The organism is Streptomyces sp. NRRL S-646, assembly GCF_000720765.1.
Classification (GTDB): Bacteria; Actinomycetota; Actinomycetes; order Streptomycetales; family Streptomycetaceae; genus Streptomyces.
Window position 1 is genome coordinate 203,120 of record NZ_JODC01000010.1, and the last position, 18,148, is coordinate 221,267.

Consider the following 18,148-nt stretch of genomic DNA (forward strand, 5'->3'; position numbering starts at 1 on the left):
GCCCCCTTTCAGGGCAGTGCCGTTACGCAGGGACGCTTGCCACACCCGGCGCCAGGAACTTCTTGCCGTTCACGCGCTCCGAGACACCCTCGCGGTCCAGGTACGGCGTGATGCCGCCCAGGTGGAAGGGCCAGCCGGCGCCCGTGATCAGGCAGAGGTCGATGTCCTGGGCCTCGGCGACGACGCCCTCGTCGAGCATGAGCCCGATCTCCTGGGCGACGGCGTCGAGGACGCGGTCACGGACCTGCTCCTCGGTCAGGACGACATCGCCCTGCTTCAGCAGCGCGGCGACCTCCGGGTCCAGCTCCGGCTTCCCGCTGTCGTACACGTAGAAGCCGCGCTTGCCCGCCTTGACGACGGCCGCGAGGTTCGGGGAGACCGTGAAGCGGTCCGGGAAGGCCCGGTTGAGGGTCTCCGAGACGTGCAGACCGATCGCGGGACCGACCAGCTCCAGCAGCACCAGCGGGGACATCGGCAGACCGAGCGGCTCGACGGCCTTCTCGGCGACCTCGACCGGGGTGCCCTCGTCGATGACGTTCTGGATCTCGCCCATGAAGCGGGTGAGGATGCGGTTCACGACGAACGCCGGGGCGTCCTTGACCAGAACCGCGGTCTTCTTCAGCTTCTTGGCGACGGCGAAGGCGGTGGCCAGCGACGCGTCGTCGGTCTGCTCGCCGCGCACGATCTCCAGGAGCGGGAGGATCGCGACCGGGTTGAAGAAGTGGAAGCCCACGACCCGCTCGGGGTTCTTCAGCTTCGACGCCATCTCGGAGACGGACAGCGAGGAGGTGTTGGTGGCGAGGATCGCGTGCGCCGGGGCGACCGCCTCGACCTCCGCGAACACCTGCTGCTTGACGCCGATCTCCTCGAAGACGGCCTCGATGATGAAGTCGGCGTCGGAGAAGCCCTCGGCCTTGTCCAGCACACCGGTGACCAGGGCCTTGAGGCGGTTGGCCTTGTCCTGGTTGATACGGCCCTTGCCGAGCAGCTTCTCGATCTCGGCGTGGACGTAGCCCACACCCTTGTCGACGCGCTCCTGGTCGATGTCGGTCAGCACGACCGGCACCTCGAGGCGGCGCAGGAAGAGCAGGGCGAGCTGCGAGGCCATGAGGCCCGCGCCCACGACGCCCACCTTGGTGACCGGACGGGCCAGGTTCTTGTCCGGCGCACCCGCGGGGCGCTTGCCACGCTTCTGCACCAGGTTGAACGCGTAGATGCCGGCGCGCAGTTCGCCACCCATGATCAGGTCGGCGAGGGCCTTGTCCTCGGCGTCGTAGCCCTGCTGCAGGTCGCCGTTCTTGGCGGCGGCGATGATGTCCAGGGCGCGGTAGGCGGCCGGAGCGGCGCCGTGCACCTTGCTGTCCGCGATGAAGCGGCCCTTGGCGACGGCCTGGTCCCAGGCCTCACCGCGGTCGATCACCGGACGCTCGACCTCGACGTCGCCCTTCAGCACCTGAGCGGTCCAGATCAGCGACTGCTCCAGGAAGTCCGCGCCCTCGAAGATCGCGTCCGCGATACCGAGGTCGAAGACCTGCTGACCCTTGAGCTGCTTGTTCTGGTTCAGGCTGTTCTCGATGATCACCGAGACGGCCTTGTCGGCACCGATCAGGTTCGGCAGGATCGTGCAGCCGCCCCAGCCGGGAACCAGGCCCAGGAAGACCTCGGGCAGCGAGAACGCCGGGAGCGCCTTCGAGACGGTCCGGTACTTGCAGTGCAGACCGACCTCGACGCCACCGCCCATCGCGGCGCCGTTGTAGTACGCGAAGGTCGGGACCGCGAGGCCCGACAGGCGCTTGAAGACCTCGTGGCCGCCCTTGCCGATGGCGAGCGCGTCCTTGTGCTCCTTGAGGAGCTCGACGCCCTTCAGGTCCGCGCCGACGGCGAAGATGAACGGCTTGCCGGTGATGCCGACACCGACGATCTCGCCGGCCGAGGCCTCCTTCTCGACCTGGTCGATGGCGGTGTTGAGGTTCGCCAGCGAGGCCGGGCCGAAGGTGGTCGGCTTGGTGTGGTCGAAGCCGTTGTCCAGCGTGATGAGCGCGAAGCGCCCGGCGCCGTACGGCAGGTCGAGGTGGCGTACGTGCGCGGACGTCACGACCTCGTCCGGGAACAGCTCGGCCGCGCCCTTCAGGAGTTCGGTGGTGCTCACTTGTTGCCTCCGGCGTCCTTGTGGTTCGGGTTCTCCCAGATCACCGTGGCGCCCATGCCGAAGCCGACACACATGGTGGTGAGGCCGTAACGGACCTCCGGCTGCTCCTCGAACTGGCGGGCCAGCTGCGTCATCAGACGGACGCCGGAGGAGGCCAGCGGGTGGCCGTACGCGATCGCGCCGCCGTACTGGTTCACACGGGCGTCGTCGTCGGCGATGCCGTAGTGCTCCAGGAAGGCGAGCACCTGGACGGCGAAGGCCTCGTTGATCTCGAAGAGGTTGATGTCCTCGATCGACAGGCCCGCCTTGGCGAGGGCCTTCTCGGTCGCCGGGATCGGGCCGTAGCCCATGACCTCCGGCTCGACGCCCGCGAAGGCGTACGAGACCAGGCGCATCTTGACCGGCAGGTTGTTCTCGCGGGCGAAGTCCTCGGAGGCGATGATCGAGGCGGTCGCACCGTCGTTCAGACCGGCCGCGTTACCGGCGGTGACCCGGCCGTGCACACGGAACGGCGTCTTCAGACCCGACAGGTTCTCCAGGGTGGTCCCCGGGCGCATCGGCTCGTCGGCGGTGACCAGGCCCCAGCCCGTCTCACCGGCCTCCGGGTTGCTCCGGCGCACCGAGATCGGCACCAGGTCCTGCTGGATCTTGCCGTTGGCGTACGCCTTGGCGGCCTTCTCCTGCGAGCGCACCGCGTACTCGTCGGCGCGCTGCTTGGTGATCGTCGGGTAGCGGTCGTGCAGGTTCTCCGCGGTCATGCCCATGAACAGCGCGGACTCGTCGACCAGCTTCTCGCTGACGAAGCGCGGGTTCGGGTCCACGCCCTCGCCCATCGGGTGGCGGCCCATGTGCTCGACACCACCGGCGATGACGGCGTCGTACGCACCGAAGGCGATCGAACCGGCGGTGGTGGTGACCGCGGTCAGCGCACCGGCACACATGCGGTCGATGGAGTAGCCCGGGACCGACTGCGGCAGCCCGGCGAGGATGCCGGCCGTGCGGCCGAGGGTGAGCCCCTGGTCGCCGATCTGCGTGGTCGCGGCGATGGCGACCTCGTCGATCTTCTTCGGGTCGAGACCGGGATTGCGGCGCAGCAGCTCCCGGATCGCCTTCACGACGAGGTCGTCGGCGCGGGTCTCGTGGTAGATGCCCTTCGGGCCCGCCTTGCCGAACGGGGTACGGACGCCGTCGACGAAGACGACGTCCCTGACGGTACGAGGCACGATGGCTCTCCTCCAGATGCGGGATGGCACTGCTGCACGGCGCAAGCGCAAGCGCTGAGCGCGCGCTCAGGCCCATGCTACTTGCGGGTAACGTGCCTGCACACCCCTGCAGGCCGGAGCGGCGAAGGTCACACCCGAAGAGGGGCAGTCGAGCCTCTGGGAGTGAGTACCGGAGTGGGTACGGGGTGCGACCCCGCCCCCTCTCCCGTGATCACACCGAACAGCGTACGGGCCGCGTCCGCGCCGAATCCGTGCACGTCATGGCTTGATGGTGACGGCACCCGGCGTCAACGAGACGGCGAACTCGGGCCGCGGGTAGGGGACTTCACGGTCCGGCACCGGAAAGTGCAGTGCTCGCAGCCCGTCCGCGTCCGCCACCGGGAACTCCTTGGCACCGAGGGGGCCCGGCTCGCGGGGAACGGCGACGACACCGACCGCCCGCGCCCCGGCGGCCAGTCGCATCCCCGCCTCCCCGACCACGCCGCCGTCCACCGACATCCGCCGCAGGGTCGGCGTGCCCGTCCATGCCTCGGCCGGCTGGTTGACGGAGGCCAGAACCGGCTCACTGCCGACACTGATCGTCTTCCTGTGCCTGCAGCGCTACATCGACAACGGCTTCACGAGAGAGGCGGCCAGGTGGGGGTGTTCCTGGACGGAGGTGTTCCTAGGCGGACAACGCGGCGACCAGCACCGGCGTCACCTGCTCGATCTGCCAGGTCCGTGCGCCGAAACCTGCGAGCGCCGCACCGACCGAGTCCGCATCGACTACCTTCGGCGGCTCCCAGCACACCCGCCGCACCGTGTCCGGCGTGATCAGGTTCTCCTGGGGCATGTTCAGCTGCTCGGCCAGTGCGGACACCGCCGCCCGGGCCGCCGACAGGCGCGCCGCAGCAGCCGGGTCCTTGTCGGCCCACGCGCGCGGCGGCGGGGGCCCGGTCACCGGCTGTCCCGGCGCCGGCAACTGGACCTCCGCCAGAGCCTTCGCACGGTCCACCGCAGCCTGCCACTGCTCCAGCTGCCGGCGCCCCATCCGGTTCCCGAACCCGTTCAAGGCGGCCAGCGCGTGCACATTGCTGGGTAGCGACAGCGCCGCCTCCACGATGGCGGCGTCCCCGAGCACCTTCCCCGGCGACACGTCCCGCCGCTGGGCGATCCGGTCCCGCGTCTCCCACAGCTCCCGCACCACGGCGAGCTGCCGGCGCCGCCGTACCTTGTGCATGCCGGACGTACGCCGCCAGGGGTCCTTGCGGGGCTCCGGCGGCGGAGCCGAGGCGATCGCGTCGAACTCCTGCCGGGCCCACTCCAGCTTGCCCTGCCGGTCCAGCTCCTTCTCCAGCGCGTCGCGCAGATCGACGAGCAGCTCGACGTCCAGCGCCGCATACCGCAGCCACGGCTCGGGCAGCGGGCGGGTCGACCAGTCGACGGCGGAGTGGCCCTTTTCGAGTACGAAGCCGAGGACGTTCTCGACCATGGCGCCGAGGCCGACCCGGGGGAACCCGGCGAGGCGTCCCGCGAGTTCGGTGTCGAACAGCCGCGTCGGCACCATGCCTATCTCGCGCAGACACGGCAGGTCCTGAGTGGCCGCGTGCAGCACCCACTCGACACCGGAGAGCGCCTCACCGAGGGCCGAGAGATCGGGACAGGCCACGGGATCGATCAGCGCGGTCCCGGCGCCCTCGCGGCGCAGCTGCACGAGATAGGCGCGCTGGCCGTAGCGGTAGCCGGACGCTCGCTCGGCGTCGACGGCGACGGGGCCGGAACCGGCCGCGAAGGCGGCGACCACCTCGGCCAGCGCGTCCGCGTCGGCGATCACGGGCGGAATGCCCTCGCGCGGCTCGAGCAGAGGGATCGGTTCCGGGCTCGGTTCTGCGTTCGGCGCCCCCGTAACAGATGTTCCGCCGTCTTCCGGAGGGGCGCCTCCGGTGGTTCGCAGTGAGCTGTCTGCTGCGGTCTCTTGGGCGTCGGTCACGTGTCAAGGGTATCTGTGTATGGACAGCGCCCGCCGACGTAACGTTCCGTCGACGGGCGCCTGGGGGTCGTAAACCAGTCAGGTCGGTGAAAGATCCGGTTCACGACAGGTGGGACACGGGCGGGGAATCAGCGGCCGATCCTGTTCACGTCCGTGAATGGCAGAGATGTACAGGGGAGAGAGGCGAAGAGGGGGCGGGGGAAAGGGCAGGGGAAAGGGCGGGGGAGGGGGGAAGAGGTAAAGGGCGGAGACGTGGGGGTCAGTGGATGATGCCGGTCCGCAGGGCCACCGCGACCATTCCGGCGCGGTCACCCGTGCCGAGCTTGCGGGCGATGCGGGCGAGGTGGCTCTTGACGGTCAGCGCGGACAGGCCCATCGAAACGCCGATCGCCTTGTTCGACTGGCCCTCCGCGACCAGTCGCAGCACCTCGACCTCACGGCCGGAGAGCTCGCGGTAGCCACCCGGGTGACTCGGGGCACCCGGGGGGCGGCGGTGCATACGCGCGGCGGCGGATCCAATGGGGGCGGCGCCAGGCCGGGTGGGGAGCCCGACGTTGGTACGGGTGCCGGTGACGACATAGCCCTTGACGCCGCCCGCGAGGGCGTTGCGCACGGCACCGATGTCGTCGGCGGCCGACAGGGCGAGGCCGTTGGGCCAGCCCGCCGCGCGGGTCTCCGAGAGGATGGTGAGGCCGGAGCCGTCGGGCAGGTGGACGTCGGCGACGCAGATGTCGCGGGGGTTGCCGATGCGGGGACGAGCCTCCGCGATGGACGAGGCCTCGATGACGTCGCGCACACCGAGCGCCCACAGGTGGCGGGTGACGGTGGAGCGGACGCGCGGGTCGGCCACGACCACCATGGCGGTCGGCTTGTTCGGGCGGTAGGCGACCAGGCTTGCGGGCTGCTCGAGGAGAACGGACACCAGGCCTCCTGGGGTGCGGGACGGCTTTCAAGGTCACAGTCGTCTTCGGCACCAAACCCGAAGTCCTTTAGGGAAAGATCACGATTTAGTGAGTATCAATTAGTGCAATTCGGACACGCGATCGATCGTGCGATGAACGAATCGGTTCGTTCGCGGCCCTATTCATGACCGAAAGTGGCCGTATCGACAAAGTGACGGTCAAGGCGACGGCCAAGCTGCCGTCAGCGTGACTGCGGGTCCCGCCGCTGCGGCAGCGTCACGACCGACGCATCACCCGGACCGGCCGGCGGCAGCCCCGCGACCTGGGCCAGCAGATCGCACCAGGAGGCCAGGTGGGATGCCGTGTCCGGTACCCCGCCCAGACCCTCGCGGGGCGTCCAGGAGGCGCGGATCTCGATCTGCGAGGCGGCCGGGCGCTCCGCCAGACCGCCGAAGTAGTGGGAGCTCGCCCGGGTGACAGTGCCGCTCGCTTCGCCGTACGACAGGCTGCGCGCCTGCAGCGCGCCGGTCAGCCAGGACCAGCAGACGTCCGGCAGCAGCGGGTCGGCGGCCATCTCCGGCTCCAGCTCCGCACGCACCAGCGTCACCAGCCGGAAGGAGCCCCGCCAGGCCTCGTGCCCGTCCGGGTCGTACAGCAGCACCAGACGGCCGTCGGCCAGGTCCTGGTCGCCGTCGACGACGGTGGCCTCCAACGCATACGCGAAGGGCGCGAGCCGCTTGGGAGCCGGCGCCGGCTCGATCTCGATCTGCGGCCGCAGCCGCGCGGTCCGCAGCGCGTCGACGGCAGCCCTGAAGGGCAACGGAGGCGTACCGCCACCATTCCGATCCCCCTCCTTGGTGTCGTCCATTCCGTCAGCGCCGTCCGACAGTCGTCCCTGAGCCGCAGCCATGCGGGGAAGATTAAGGGGAACCGGGGCTTCGCGCAGGGAGGGACACCCGTGCGGGGTCCGCATGTCCGGATAGTGCCCCATGAACCCCGGCCGTAGCGCCTCGGGCGCCGTGCGAGACTTGCGGTCGTGAGTGCGAACGAGAGCCCCGCGGGCCAGGCCCGGACACAGCAGGCAGCGACGTACGAATCGGCCTTCCTCAAGGCGTGCAGGCGCGAGCCCGTGCCGCACACGCCCGTGTGGTTCATGCGGCAGGCCGGGCGCTCCCTGCCCGAGTACCGCAAGGTCCGCGAGGGCATCCCGATGCTGGAGTCCTGCACCCGCCCCGAACTCATCACGGAGATCACCCTCCAGCCGGTGCGCCGGCACGGCGTGGACGCGGCGATCTACTTCAGCGACATCGTCGTCCCGCTCAAGGCCATCGGCATCGACCTCGACATCAAGCCGGGCGTCGGCCCGGTCGTCGAGCACCCGATCCGCACCCGCGCCGACCTGGCCCAGCTCCGCGACCTCACCCCCGAGGACGTCTCGTACGTCACCGAGGCGATCGGCATGCTGACGCGCGAGCTCGGCTCGACCCCCCTCATCGGTTTCGCCGGGGCGCCTTTCACCCTGGCGAGCTACCTCGTCGAGGGCGGCCCGTCGCGCACCTACGAGAACGCCAAGGCGATGATGTACGGCGACCCCGAGCTCTGGGCCGACCTGCTCGACCGCCTCGCGGAGATCACCTCCACGTTCCTCAAGGTGCAGATCGAGGCGGGCGCCTCGGCCGTCCAGCTCTTCGACTCGTGGGCCGGCGCCCTCGCCCCGGCCGACTACCGCCGCTCCGTGCTGCCCGCCTCCGCGAAGGTCCTCGACTCCGTCGCCGGGTACGGCGTGCCGCGCATCCACTTCGGTGTCGGCACGGGCGAGCTGCTGCACCTGATGGGCGAGGCGGGCGCGGACGTCGTGGGCGTCGACTTCCGTGTCCCGCTCGACGAGGCGGCCCGCCGGGTCGGCCCCGGCAAGGCGCTCCAGGGCAACCTCGACCCGACCGTCCTGTTCGCCTCCACGGAGGCCGTCGAGGCCAAGACCCGCGAGGTCCTCGAATCGGCCGCCGGCCTCGAGGGCCACGTCTTCAACCTCGGCCACGGCGTCATGCCGACCACCGACCCGGACGCGCTGACCCGGCTCGTGGATTACGTCCACACGCAGACGGCCCGCTAGACCTCTCTTCGACGGCTCACCACGTGTGCCGGGGCCGCGCCCTCCTGCCGAACAGCAGGCCGCGCGGTTCCGGCGGCGGGGGTGTGCCCGGTTTGAGCGGCCAGGCGAGCAGCATGCCGACGAGGAAGCCGACGACGTGCGCCGCGTACGCCACCGTCCCCGCGGTGGAGACGCCCTCGCCGGACGAGTACAGGGCCTGCAGCACGAACCAGAAGCCCAGCACCAGCCAGGCCGGCAGCCTCAGCGGCAGGAAGACCAGGAACGGCACGAGGACCCAGACCCTGGCCTTCGGGTACAGCACCAGATAGGCGCCCAGGACCCCGGCGATCGCCCCCGACGCACCGATCAGCGGGTCGGACGAGTCGGCGTTGAGCAGCGCGAAGCCGTACGACGCGGCGTAACCGCAGACGACGTAGAACAGCGCGTACCTGATGTGCCCCATGCGGTCCTCGACGTTGTTGCCGAAGATCAGCAGGAAGAGCATGTTGCCGAGCAGGTGCAGCCAGCTGCCGTGCAGGAACATCGCGGTGAAGACCGACACGGCGGGCGACTTGTCGTAACTCGGAGGGGCCACCACACAGCCCGCTCCGTGAGTGCCCACCCCTACGTCGCCGGTGGGGACCACCCTGGGCATCTGATGGTGGATCAACTCCCGCGGTACGGCCGCGTAGTGGTCCAGGAACGCCTGCAGGTGGCACAGCTGGGACAGGCTGCTGTCGCCCGCCACGGAACCGGCGAGGCCGGGCGTGGACAGGAAGACGTACACGTTCGCGGCGATCAGTGCGTAGGTCACCCAGGGGGTGCGGCGCACCGGGTTCACGTCATGGACGGGTATGACCACAAGGAATTAGTGCCCCCCGTGGACCGGCCGAATCGGTGAACGCGGCCACACGCGCGTGCGTATGTCTCGTCAACCACCCGCGGCACGGGGAAGGCGGGTCGCGGGGACGACGTGAGGAACAGACGATGAACGACCGAGTTACTCCTCCGATGCACGCCACGCCCGACGGGGAGGCGGAGCTCTCCCTGGTGGTGAGGTTGCCGTGGGAGGACGTCGCCCGGCTCGGCCAGGAGGCCGGACGGCTGGCTTCGCAGATGCACCGGCCGGTGACGCTGGACGAGGCGGTGAGCCACCGGCTGCGGTCCGTACGGAATGCTGCGCATGCGAAACCGGCGGGGGAGCAGCCGGCGGCTGTGACGGCCACGGCGTCGGTGTCGTCACTGCCGCCGCGGCCTCCGGCGGAGCAGGCGCGGCAGGCGATCGAGCGGATCAACGGGTCGGCGTAGGTTGTTTGCGGGGTGCGCCGTAGGGGTGCTGGTGTGTTGCCGGCTGCGGGTTCGTCGTGGCTGGTCGCGCCCCGCGGCGGAGCCGCATGTCGATGCAGTCCCGCGCCCCATTGGGGCGCTGCCCGCGGCCCCCCGTTATGAGGTGCCCTTCCTCACCGCCGCCGTCGCCTTGCGGGCGGCGACCAGGACCGGGTCCCAGACCGGGCTGAACGGTGGGGCGTAGCCCAGGTCCAGGGCCGTCATCTGTTCCACCGTCATTCCGGCCGTGAGGGCGACCGCTGCGATGTCGACGCGCTTGCCGGCGCCCTCGCGGCCGACGATCTGCACGCCGAGCAGGCGGCCCGTCCGCCGCTCGGCGAGCATCTTCACCGTCATCGGGGAGGAGCTCGGGTAGTAGCCGGCGCGGCTGGTGGACTCGATGGTGACCGTCTCGAACTGCAATCCGACCCTGCGCGCGTCCTTCTCCCGCAGGCCCGTGCGGGCGATCTCCAGGTCGCAGACCTTCGACACCGCGGTGCCGACGACGCCCGGGAAGGTGGCGTAGCCGCCGCCGACATTGGTGCCGATGACCTGGCCGTGCTTGTTGGCGTGGGTGCCGAGGGCGATGTGGCGCTCCTGTCCTGAGACCAGGTCGAGGACCTCCACGCAGTCGCCGCCGGCCCAGATGTTCTCGTGCCCGCGCACCCGCATGGACAGGTCGGTGAGCAGGCCGCCGTGGGTGCCGAGGGGCAGTCCGGCCGCCTTGGCCAGCGCCGTTTCCGGGCGTACGCCGATGCCCAGGACCACCACGTCCGCCGGGTACTCGGCGTCCTCCGTGGCCACCGCCCGCACCCGGCCGTCCTCGCCGGTGTGCACCTTGGTGACCTCGGCGTCGTCGACCATGGTGATGCCCATGCCCTCCATGGCCTCGTGCACCAGGCGGCCCATGTCGGGGTCGAGCGTGGACATCGGCTCGCTGCCGCGGTTGACGACGGTCACCTCGTAGCCGCGGTTGATGAGCGCCTCCGCCATCTCCACGCCGATGTAGCCCGCTCCGACGACCACCGCGCGACGGCCAAGCGTGCGCGTGAGCGAGTCGATGAGCGCCTGGCCGTCGTCCAGCGTCTGCACGCCGTGCACACCGGGGGCGTCGGCGCCCGGCATGTCCGGACGGATCGGCTGCGCGCCGGTCGCGATCACGAGTTTGTCGTACGGCGTCCAGGACTCCTCGCCGGAATCGACGTCACGCGCGCGTACCCGGCCGCCCGCCACGTCGATCTCGGTGACCTCCGTCCGCATACGCAGGTCGATGTCCCGCGCGCGGTGCTCCTCGGGCGTACGGGCGATCAGCTGGTCCCGTTCGTCGACGTCGCCGCCCACCCAGTACGGGATGCCGCACGCCGAGTAGGAGGTGAAGTGGCCGCGCTCGAACGCCACGATCTCCAGCTCGTCGGGGCTCTTCAGACGGCGTGCCTGCGACGCCGCGGACATCCCCGCGGCGTCGCCGCCGATCACGACCAGTCGTTCCCTCGCAGCGCTCATGTCCATGCGAACACGCTACGGGGGCGCGGCATTTCAGGCCCGTGCCGGTGCCGCTCAGTCCTCGTCGTTCTGGCGTGTGCTCGGGGCCTGCGGTGCCGGACGGGCCGTCGGCAGCGGGCCCAGTGCGCCGGCCGCGGGTGCGGGAGCCGGGCGGTGCGGCAGCCGGGGCCGGACGAGCCGCAGCCACGCCAGTGCGATCAGGGCCGCCACCGCGGCGAACGGCAGCACCGCGCCGAACGCCACCGCGAGCCAGCGCAGCATCGTCAAGAACGCGTTCCAGCCGCCGGCCAGCGCGTCCACGAACCCGGGACTGTCGTCCTTCGCGGCCGCCTTCACCGGTGTCTCCGAAAGCGACAGGGTGATCGTCGCGAGGCTCGTGCGGTCCTTCAGGGACGCCTGCTGGGCGAGCAGCGCCTCCAGGTCGGCCTCCCGGTTGCTCAGCTCGCCCTCCAACTCCACCACGTCGCCGATCTTGGTGGCCCGGTCCATCAGTTCCCGGACCCGTGCCACGCTGGCCCGCTGCGACTTGATACGGCTGTCCACGTCGACGACCTGGTCGGTGACGTCCTCGGCCTTGGCGGTGCGGTCGAGGAGCTTGCCCGCGCCCTGGAGGCCGGCGAGGACCTCGTCGTACTTGTCGACCGGCACGCGCAGGACGACACGGGTGCGCTCGCGGCCCTTCTCGTCCCGGCTGGTGGTCTCGTTGCCGACATAGCCGCCGGCGCTCTCCGTGGTGGTCCGGGCCTCGTCGAGTGCCTTCGGTACGTCCTTGACCTGCACGGTCAGTGAGGCGGTGCGGATGATGCTGCTCGCGGTGAGCTTCGGCGCCCGCTTGGCCCCGGCGCCGCTCGCGTTCTTCTCACCGCCCGGCGCGGCTGCCTTCCCGTCGCTCTGGACGGCCTTGTCGGCGGCGCTGCTGCCGCCGGAATCGGAGCTCCCGCTGCATCCGGTGAGCGCGAGTGCCGCGGCGAGCAGGATCGCGGCCAGGGCCGGGACAGGTCGTACGGGACGTCGTGCGCGCATGTGGGTGTACCCCCGGGGTTCGTGACGACTGACGCTCCTTCGACGCCCGGAGGGGCCGGGACGTTGGACCCGGACGGTCCCGATGCGGTCACGGTCAGGACTCGTGAAGGACACCGGGGCGCGGACTGGCTGTCAGAGGGGTCTGAGAGGCTTGAGGACATGCGCGAAGTGGAGAGTCGTACGGGCACCGGGCGGGTCGTCGTCGTCGGGGCCGGGATCGCCGGGCTGGCCGCGGCCCACCGGCTGCTGCAGCGGGGCGCGCGGGTGACCGTGCTGGAGGCGTCGGACCGCGTCGGCGGCAAGCTGCTGCCCGGCGAGATCGCGGGCGCGCGGGTGGACTTCGGCGCCGAGTCGATGCTGGCGCGCAGACCCGAAGCGGTGGCCCTCGCGCGCGAGGTGGGCCTCGACGACCGGCTGCAGCCGCCGGCCACGGCGACGGCCTCGATCTGGACCCGCGGCGCCCTGCGTCCCATGCCCAAGGGCCACGTCATGGGCGTCCCCGGCACCGCCGCCGCGCTGACCGGTGTCCTGTCCGACGAGGGCCTGGCCCGCATCGAGCGCGACGCCGACCTGCCGCGCACGGAGGTCGGCGACGACGTGGCGGTCGGGGAGTATGTGGCGGCCCGGCTCGGCCGCGAGGTCGTCGACCGCCTGGTGGAACCCCTCCTGGGCGGCGTCTATGCGGGCGATGCGTACCGCATCTCGATGCGCTCGGCGGTCCCGCAGCTCTACCAGGTCGCGAAGACCCACGACTCGCTCACGGAGGGCGTCCGTGAGCTCCAGGCCAGGATGGCCGCCGCCCAGCAGACCGGCCCCGTCTTCATGGGCATCCAGGGCGGCATCGGCAGCCTGCCCCTCGCGGTGGCGGACTCCGTCCGCGCGCGCGGCGGCGAGATCCTGACCGGGACGCCGGTGACCGAGCTGCGCCGCGAGACACCCGGCGGCTGGCGCGTCGTCGCCGGAGACCGCGTGCTGCACGCGGACGCCGTCGTCGTGGCCGTCCCCGCCCCCGCGGCCGCCGGCCTCCTGCGCCCGGAAGCCCCGGAGGCGGCCACGGAACTCGCCGCCGTCGAGTACGCCTCCATGGCCCTGGTCACCCTCGCCTACCGCCGCACCGATACCGCCCTCCCACAGGGCAGCGGCTTCCTCGTCCCGCCGGTCGACGGGCGCACCATCAAGGCGTCGACGTTCGCCTCCCAGAAGTGGGGCTGGATCGCCGAGGAGAACCCGGACACGGTCGTCCTGCGCACCTCCGTCGGCCGGTACGGCGAGACCGAGATCCTCCAGCGCGAGGACGCCGGCCTGGTGGATGTCTCCCGGCACGACCTGCGCGAGGCCACCGGCCTTGACGCCACGCCCCTCGAAACCCGCGTCACGCGCTGGACCGACGGCCTGCCCCAGTACCCCGTCGGCCACCACGCGCGCGTCGCCCGCATCCGTGAGCACGTCGCCAAGCTGCCCGGCCTCGCCGTCTGTGGCGCCCAGTACGACGGCGTCGGTATCCCGGCCTGCATCGCGAGCGCGTACGCAGCCGTCGACCAGATCGGCGGTGACCTGAGCGGGGTGGAGGAGCTCACCGCCAACCCGGTGCAGAGTCTGCACGGCGGAGCGGGAGAATAGCCGCATGAGTGACGACGCCCCCACCACCGCCCCGGACCGCATCGCGAACAAGGGCAAGCTGGCCAAGGACCTCAACGAGGTCATCCGCTACACCCTGTGGTCCGTCTTCAGGCTGAAGGACGTGCTGCCCGAGGACCGCGCGGGCTACGCCGACGAGGTCCAGGAGCTGTTCGACCAGCTCGCCGCCAAGGACGTGACGATCCGCGGCACCTACGACGTGTCGGGCCTGCGCGCCGACGCCGACCTCATGATCTGGTGGCACGCGGAGACCAGCGACCAGCTGCAGGAGGCGTACAACCTCTTCCGCCGCACCAAGCTCGGCCGCGCCCTGGAGCCGGTCTGGTCGAACATGGCGCTGCACCGCCCCGCCGAGTTCAACCGCTCGCACATCCCGGCGTTCCTCGCCGACGAGACGCCCCGCAACTACGTCAGCGTCTACCCCTTCGTGCGCAGCTACGACTGGTACCTGCTGCCCGATGAGGACCGCCGCCGCATGCTCGCCGACCACGGCAAGATGGCCCGCGGCTACCCGGACGTGCGCGCCAACACGGTCGCCTCGTTCTCTCTCGGCGACTACGAGTGGATCCTGGCCTTCGAGGCCGACGAGCTGTACCGCATCGTCGACCTCATGCGCCACCTGCGCGCCTCCGAGGCCCGGATGCACGTCCGCGAGGAGGTTCCGTTCTACACCGGGCGCCGCAAGTCCGTGGCCGAGCTGGTCGAAGGGCTCGCCTGACCGTAGGCGGCGCTCTGTGCCCGGCCGGGGGTCCGGCCCGCCGCGCAGCGGCTGACGATTGCGGCGTCCCCCGGAAGATGCAGCACCGGGCGCCGCCAGGACCTCGCGGAGCTCATCGCGGGTCTGGCGCAGGCAGCGCCTGGTTGTCGCGTGGCGGTCAGGGCCGGGCGGTCTTTTCCTTCAGGTTCTCCTTGACGGGGGCCGGGCGGGAACGGCCGCCCGTTGCGGCGGGGTTCGGCTCCGTGTGCGGGGCGCAGGACGCCTGCTCCACCGGCAGCCGGCCCTCCAGCAGATACGAGTCCAGATAGCCGTTGACGCACCGGTTCGGGCCGCCCGCGATGCCGTGTGTGCCCGCCTCCCGCTCGGTCACCAGGACCGAGCCGCTCAGCCGCCGGTGCAACTCCACGGCGCCGTCGTACGGCGTCGCCGCGTCCCGCTCGGCGGCGAGGATCAGCGTCGGCGGCAGCTCACCCGGCCCGGTCCGCACATCGAGGGGCTGCTGCCGGGGCGCCGGCCAGTAGGCGCACGGCAGGTTCATCCACGCGTTGTCCCAGGTCTCGAACGGCGCCACACGCGCCAGCTGTGTGTTGTCCTCGTCCCAGACCTTCCAGTCCGTCGGCCAGGGAGCGTCGTTGCACTCGACTGCGGTGTACACCGCGTTGGTGTTCTCCGCCTCGGCGGCCGTCTCGGTGGCCGGACCGGCCTGCTCGACCAGCGGCTTCTCATCACCCTTCAGATACGCCGACAGCGCCTTCGCGCGGGTCGGCCAGTAGTCGTCGTAGTACCCGGCCGACAGGAACGCCGCCTGCAGTTCCGCCGGCCCCACCCTGCCGCCCGCAGGCTTCGCCGCAAGCTGCTCGCTCGCCTTCTCGTAACTGGCCTGCACCTCGTCGGCCGTCTTCCCCAGCCCGTACACGTCGTCGTGCCGGGCGATCCACTCCCGGAAGTCCGCCCAGCGGTGCTCGAACGCGGCCGACTGGTCGAGGTTGTTGCGGTACCAGATCTGCTCGGGAGCCGGGTTCACCGCCGAGTCGAACACCATCCGCCGCACGTGCGAGGGGAACAGCGTCGCGTACAACGCCCCGAAGTAGGTGCCGTACGACGCACCCATGAACGTCAGCTTACCCTCGCCCAGGGCAGCCCGCACGACGTCCAGGTCACGGGCGTTGTTGAGCGAGTTGAAGTACTGCAGCCCGCCACCGGACCTCTTGGCGCAGCCCGTCGCGTAGGCCTTCGCCTGCTTGATGCGCTCCTGCTTGTACGCCTCGGAGGGGTACGTCGGAGCCTGCGAGGGTGCCTTGAAGAAGAGCTTGGGTTCCTCGCAGGACAGGGGCGAGGACTTGCCGACGCCCCGCGGGGAGTAGCCGACCAGGTCGTAGGCCGCCGCGAGCCGCTTCCACTCCGGGAGCATCCCGACGAGCGGGAAGTACAGGCCGTCGCCGCCGGGCCCGCCGGGGTTGTAGACCAGGGCGCCCTGCCGGGGCACCCGTCGCTTGCTGTTGTGGGGGTCCTTGTGAGTGGCCGTGACCCGGCTGACGGTCAGCTTGATCTGCTTGCCGCGGGGATGCGCGTAGTCGAGCGGGACGGACACCGTGCCGCACTCCATGGTGCCCGGCATGTCCTGCGCGGCGGAGCACTTCCCGAACTCGATGCCGGCCGCCCTGGCGCGCGCGGCGGCCACCGCCGTTCCGTGCAGCTCGGCCGCGTCCGGGGCGACAGGGGTGCTGCCGGCCGGGGCGGCCGCGAGGGCGGTCAGGAGCAAGGATCCGGCGGCCGAGTAGAGGGCGGCAGCTCTCATGACGTATCCCTTCGGTGCATGGCAGCGACAAAAGGGATGTTTCGTTCGGTGCATGCAGAAGGCAAGCACCGCCTCGGCGGTGTCGGCCTCAATGCCCCCTATGCGCCCCTGGCGTGTGGTTCACGCCAGGACTGGTCGCGGTGCGCGAAGGCCGCGCGCAGGTCCGGTTCGCCGATCGCGCGGACGCCTCGTACGGCGACGGAGGTGAGGTACGTACGGTCGTCGCCGTACGAGACGCGCCGGGTCAGGGCGCCGAGCAGTCGCTGCCCGGCCGGGGAGGCCCAGCGCGAGTACGGGTGGGCCTCGACCCGGGCGATGGCCAGGCAGCTCAGCGTCAGCGCGAGCGGCAGGGCGAACCACAGGGCGACCAGGCCGCGCGGCATGTCCGGCTGGGCGGGCACCAGCAGCGCGACAGCCCCCAGCACCAGCACGGCCACCGCGGCGAGTTGCACTTGGCGCACTGCGGCCGCGACGGTGGTCCGGGCGCCGGCGGGCACGGCCAGGCCCGCGTCGACGAGCCGGTCGCCGAGACCGGCGACTGCGTCCGCGGAGGCCGCCGCGGCCCGGACCGGGGCGATGCGGCTCTGTCCCTCGGGCCCGATGGCCCCAATGACGGACCGCTCCATGTCGTCCCGGCCGCGTGGGTCGACCACCGTCGCCCAGCCCGTGTGGGCGAGCAGCAGGCGCCGCTGCCGGGCCATGGAGACCATGGTCAGATCGGCGACCCGGCCGGGCCCGCCGGACAGGAAGGCGGCCTCGTAGAGCGTCAGGTCATGACGCCGGGCATGCGCTTTGACGTCCGCGTCACCGGCCGCCGCACGTACGGCGGCCAGGCACAACCGCGTGCACGCGGTGCCGGCGGCGGCCCAGGCCAGCAGCAGGAGAACGACCCAGAACATGCCGTGTTTCTATGCCAGATGCCCGGGGAAAATCCATGGTCTGTTCACGATGCGGACGGAGTGTTGTCGGTATGTGACGTTCCGTTTGGTGGCCGGGCAGAGATCACGGCGGCGGGCTGGAGGCGGCCGGCGGGAGCGTGTAGGTCGCGGACGAGGACGGCTCGAGCGGGACGACGGGGCCGGGGCCCGTGGTCGGGTCGGCCGGCGGGGGAGTGCTCGCTGAGGCCATGTCCTGGGCGAGCGCGTCCCAGTCGACGTAGCCCGTGGCCTCCAGGACCTTGATGTGGTCCAGCACGGTCGTGTTCGCGTCGTCGGCGAGCGCGCGCACCAGCGAGTTGCGGGTACTCGCGCGGACCTGGGCGACGACCGAGAACACCTTGCCGTGGGCCAGTCGCAGAATGTTGGCGAACTTGCTGTCGTAGTCCGTGCCCTGCGCCGCGTTCAGGGTCGCCAGCCACTGCTTCTGCTGGTCGTTGGGTTCGTTGGGCAGCTCCAGCCCGAGCTTGGCCGCCACCTCCCGTACCCGCTGGTCGAGGAAGGTGTGCCCCAGGACGAGATGCTGCCCCGCGGTCCGTACGGCCTGGGTGGTGCCCTTCTGCTCGGCCTGCTGCCCGGCGGGCAGCTCCCACAGGCCGGCCAGCCGGACCTTCGTGACGAAGTCGCGGTCGAGCGCGGACAGCGGCCCGTACTGCGTCGACACGGTCTCGGCGTTGAGCACGTCGACGCCGGTTCCGGACCGGTCGGCGTACGACCAGATCGGGAAGATCAACGCCAACAGGGTGGCCGTCAGGCCGATGATGATGACCCCGGTGCCGCTGAATATGCCTCGGCCGGTGACGGGTGGTCGCGGTCGCATGGTGCCTCCTACGGCACCGCATATTACTAAGGAGTTCGAACGCCTTCGAGGG

15 protein-coding genes and 2 pseudogenes are annotated in these 18,148 nt (G+C 71.0%); 4 read left to right on the forward strand and 13 right to left on the reverse strand.

The features are described from left to right. Positions 1-22: 22 nt before the first annotated feature. The 7 genes and pseudogenes from IH68_RS0126795 to IH68_RS0126820 form a co-directional block, all read right to left on the reverse strand. The gene (locus IH68_RS0126795; protein ID WP_030939818.1) at positions 23-2,149 is read right to left on the reverse strand and encodes a 3-hydroxyacyl-CoA dehydrogenase NAD-binding domain-containing protein; all 2,127 of its coding nucleotides are present in this window, start codon (positions 2,147-2,149) and stop codon (positions 23-25) included. Continuing rightward, positions 2,146-3,372, reverse strand: a complete 1,227-nt coding sequence (locus IH68_RS0126800) for a thiolase family protein (RefSeq protein ID WP_030939819.1) — start codon at positions 3,370-3,372, stop codon at positions 2,146-2,148. Before IH68_RS0126800 ends, IH68_RS0126795 begins: the two co-directional genes overlap by 4 nt. 128 nt (positions 3,373-3,500) lie before the next feature. After that, positions 3,501-3,647, reverse strand: a pseudogene (locus IH68_RS58290) (LacI family transcriptional regulator); the annotation flags it as partial. After that, positions 3,640-3,939: pseudogene (locus tag IH68_RS0126805) on the reverse strand (glycoside hydrolase family 2 protein); the annotation flags it as partial. The pseudogenes IH68_RS58290 and IH68_RS0126805, both read right to left, overlap by 8 nt. A gap of 97 nt (positions 3,940-4,036) precedes the next feature. Next, positions 4,037-5,341, reverse strand: coding sequence for a ribonuclease D (locus IH68_RS0126810; RefSeq protein ID WP_199931931.1), 1,305 nt, complete (start codon positions 5,339-5,341; stop codon positions 4,037-4,039). 259 nt (positions 5,342-5,600) lie between these two features. Then, positions 5,601-6,263, reverse strand: coding sequence for a response regulator transcription factor (locus tag IH68_RS0126815; RefSeq protein WP_030939825.1), 663 nt, complete (start codon positions 6,261-6,263; stop codon positions 5,601-5,603). 221 nt (positions 6,264-6,484) lie between these two features. After that, entirely contained in the window at positions 6,485-7,153 is a 669-nt protein-coding gene (locus IH68_RS0126820; protein ID WP_107057536.1) for a DUF3000 domain-containing protein, read from the reverse strand. A gap of 126 nt (positions 7,154-7,279) precedes the next feature. On the opposite strand from IH68_RS0126820, the gene hemE reads away from it, so the two are divergent. Beyond that, complete coding sequence (gene hemE, locus IH68_RS0126825; RefSeq protein WP_030939828.1) at positions 7,280-8,356, forward strand: uroporphyrinogen decarboxylase; 1,077 nt, start codon at positions 7,280-7,282, stop codon at positions 8,354-8,356. 16 nt (positions 8,357-8,372) lie between these two features. Here the strand turns inward: hemE and IH68_RS0126830 are convergent, their stop codons facing one another. Further along, a complete protein-coding gene (locus IH68_RS0126830) occupies positions 8,373-9,197 on the reverse strand; it encodes a rhomboid family intramembrane serine protease (protein ID WP_030939831.1) in 825 nt (274 codons plus the stop codon). A gap of 125 nt (positions 9,198-9,322) precedes the next feature. Between IH68_RS0126830 and IH68_RS0126835 the strand changes: the two genes are divergently transcribed. Then, on the forward strand, positions 9,323-9,643 hold the full coding sequence (locus tag IH68_RS0126835; RefSeq protein ID WP_030939833.1) for a hypothetical protein: 321 nt from the start codon (positions 9,323-9,325) through the stop codon (positions 9,641-9,643). A gap of 135 nt (positions 9,644-9,778) precedes the next feature. Here IH68_RS0126835 and IH68_RS0126840 read toward each other — a convergent pair whose 3' ends face one another. Both IH68_RS0126840 and IH68_RS0126845 read right to left on the reverse strand, forming a co-directional pair. Next, positions 9,779-11,170: an FAD-dependent oxidoreductase gene (locus IH68_RS0126840; protein ID WP_030939837.1), complete on the reverse strand. Its 1,392-nt coding sequence runs from the start codon at positions 11,168-11,170 to the stop codon at positions 9,779-9,781. 48 nt (positions 11,171-11,218) lie between these two features. Beyond that, positions 11,219-12,187, reverse strand: coding sequence for a DUF4349 domain-containing protein (locus IH68_RS0126845; RefSeq protein ID WP_030939840.1), 969 nt, complete (start codon positions 12,185-12,187; stop codon positions 11,219-11,221). Between the two features lie 159 nt (positions 12,188-12,346). Between IH68_RS0126845 and hemG the strand changes: the two genes are divergently transcribed. Both hemG and hemQ read left to right on the forward strand, forming a co-directional pair. Further along, positions 12,347-13,807, forward strand: a complete 1,461-nt coding sequence (gene hemG, locus IH68_RS0126850) for a protoporphyrinogen oxidase (RefSeq protein WP_030939843.1) — start codon at positions 12,347-12,349, stop codon at positions 13,805-13,807. 4 nt (positions 13,808-13,811) lie between these two features. Beyond that, positions 13,812-14,543: a hydrogen peroxide-dependent heme synthase gene (hemQ, locus tag IH68_RS0126855; RefSeq protein ID WP_030939846.1), complete on the forward strand. Its 732-nt coding sequence runs from the start codon at positions 13,812-13,814 to the stop codon at positions 14,541-14,543. A 157-nt stretch (positions 14,544-14,700) separates the two neighbouring features. Here hemQ and IH68_RS0126860 read toward each other — a convergent pair whose 3' ends face one another. From IH68_RS0126860 to IH68_RS0126870, 3 genes are all read right to left on the reverse strand, one after another. Further along, positions 14,701-16,341: an alpha/beta hydrolase gene (locus IH68_RS0126860; RefSeq protein WP_030939849.1), complete on the reverse strand. Its 1,641-nt coding sequence runs from the start codon at positions 16,339-16,341 to the stop codon at positions 14,701-14,703. A 98-nt stretch (positions 16,342-16,439) separates the two neighbouring features. After that, complete coding sequence (locus IH68_RS0126865) at positions 16,440-17,240, reverse strand: TIGR04222 domain-containing membrane protein (RefSeq protein WP_030939853.1); 801 nt, start codon at positions 17,238-17,240, stop codon at positions 16,440-16,442. Positions 17,241-17,343: 103 nt separating this feature from the next. Beyond that, positions 17,344-18,096 carry a DUF4142 domain-containing protein gene (locus IH68_RS0126870; protein WP_030939856.1) on the reverse strand — a complete coding sequence of 251 codons (753 nt, stop codon included), beginning with the start codon at positions 18,094-18,096 and terminating at the stop codon, positions 17,344-17,346. Positions 18,097-18,148: the final 52 nt, after the last annotated feature.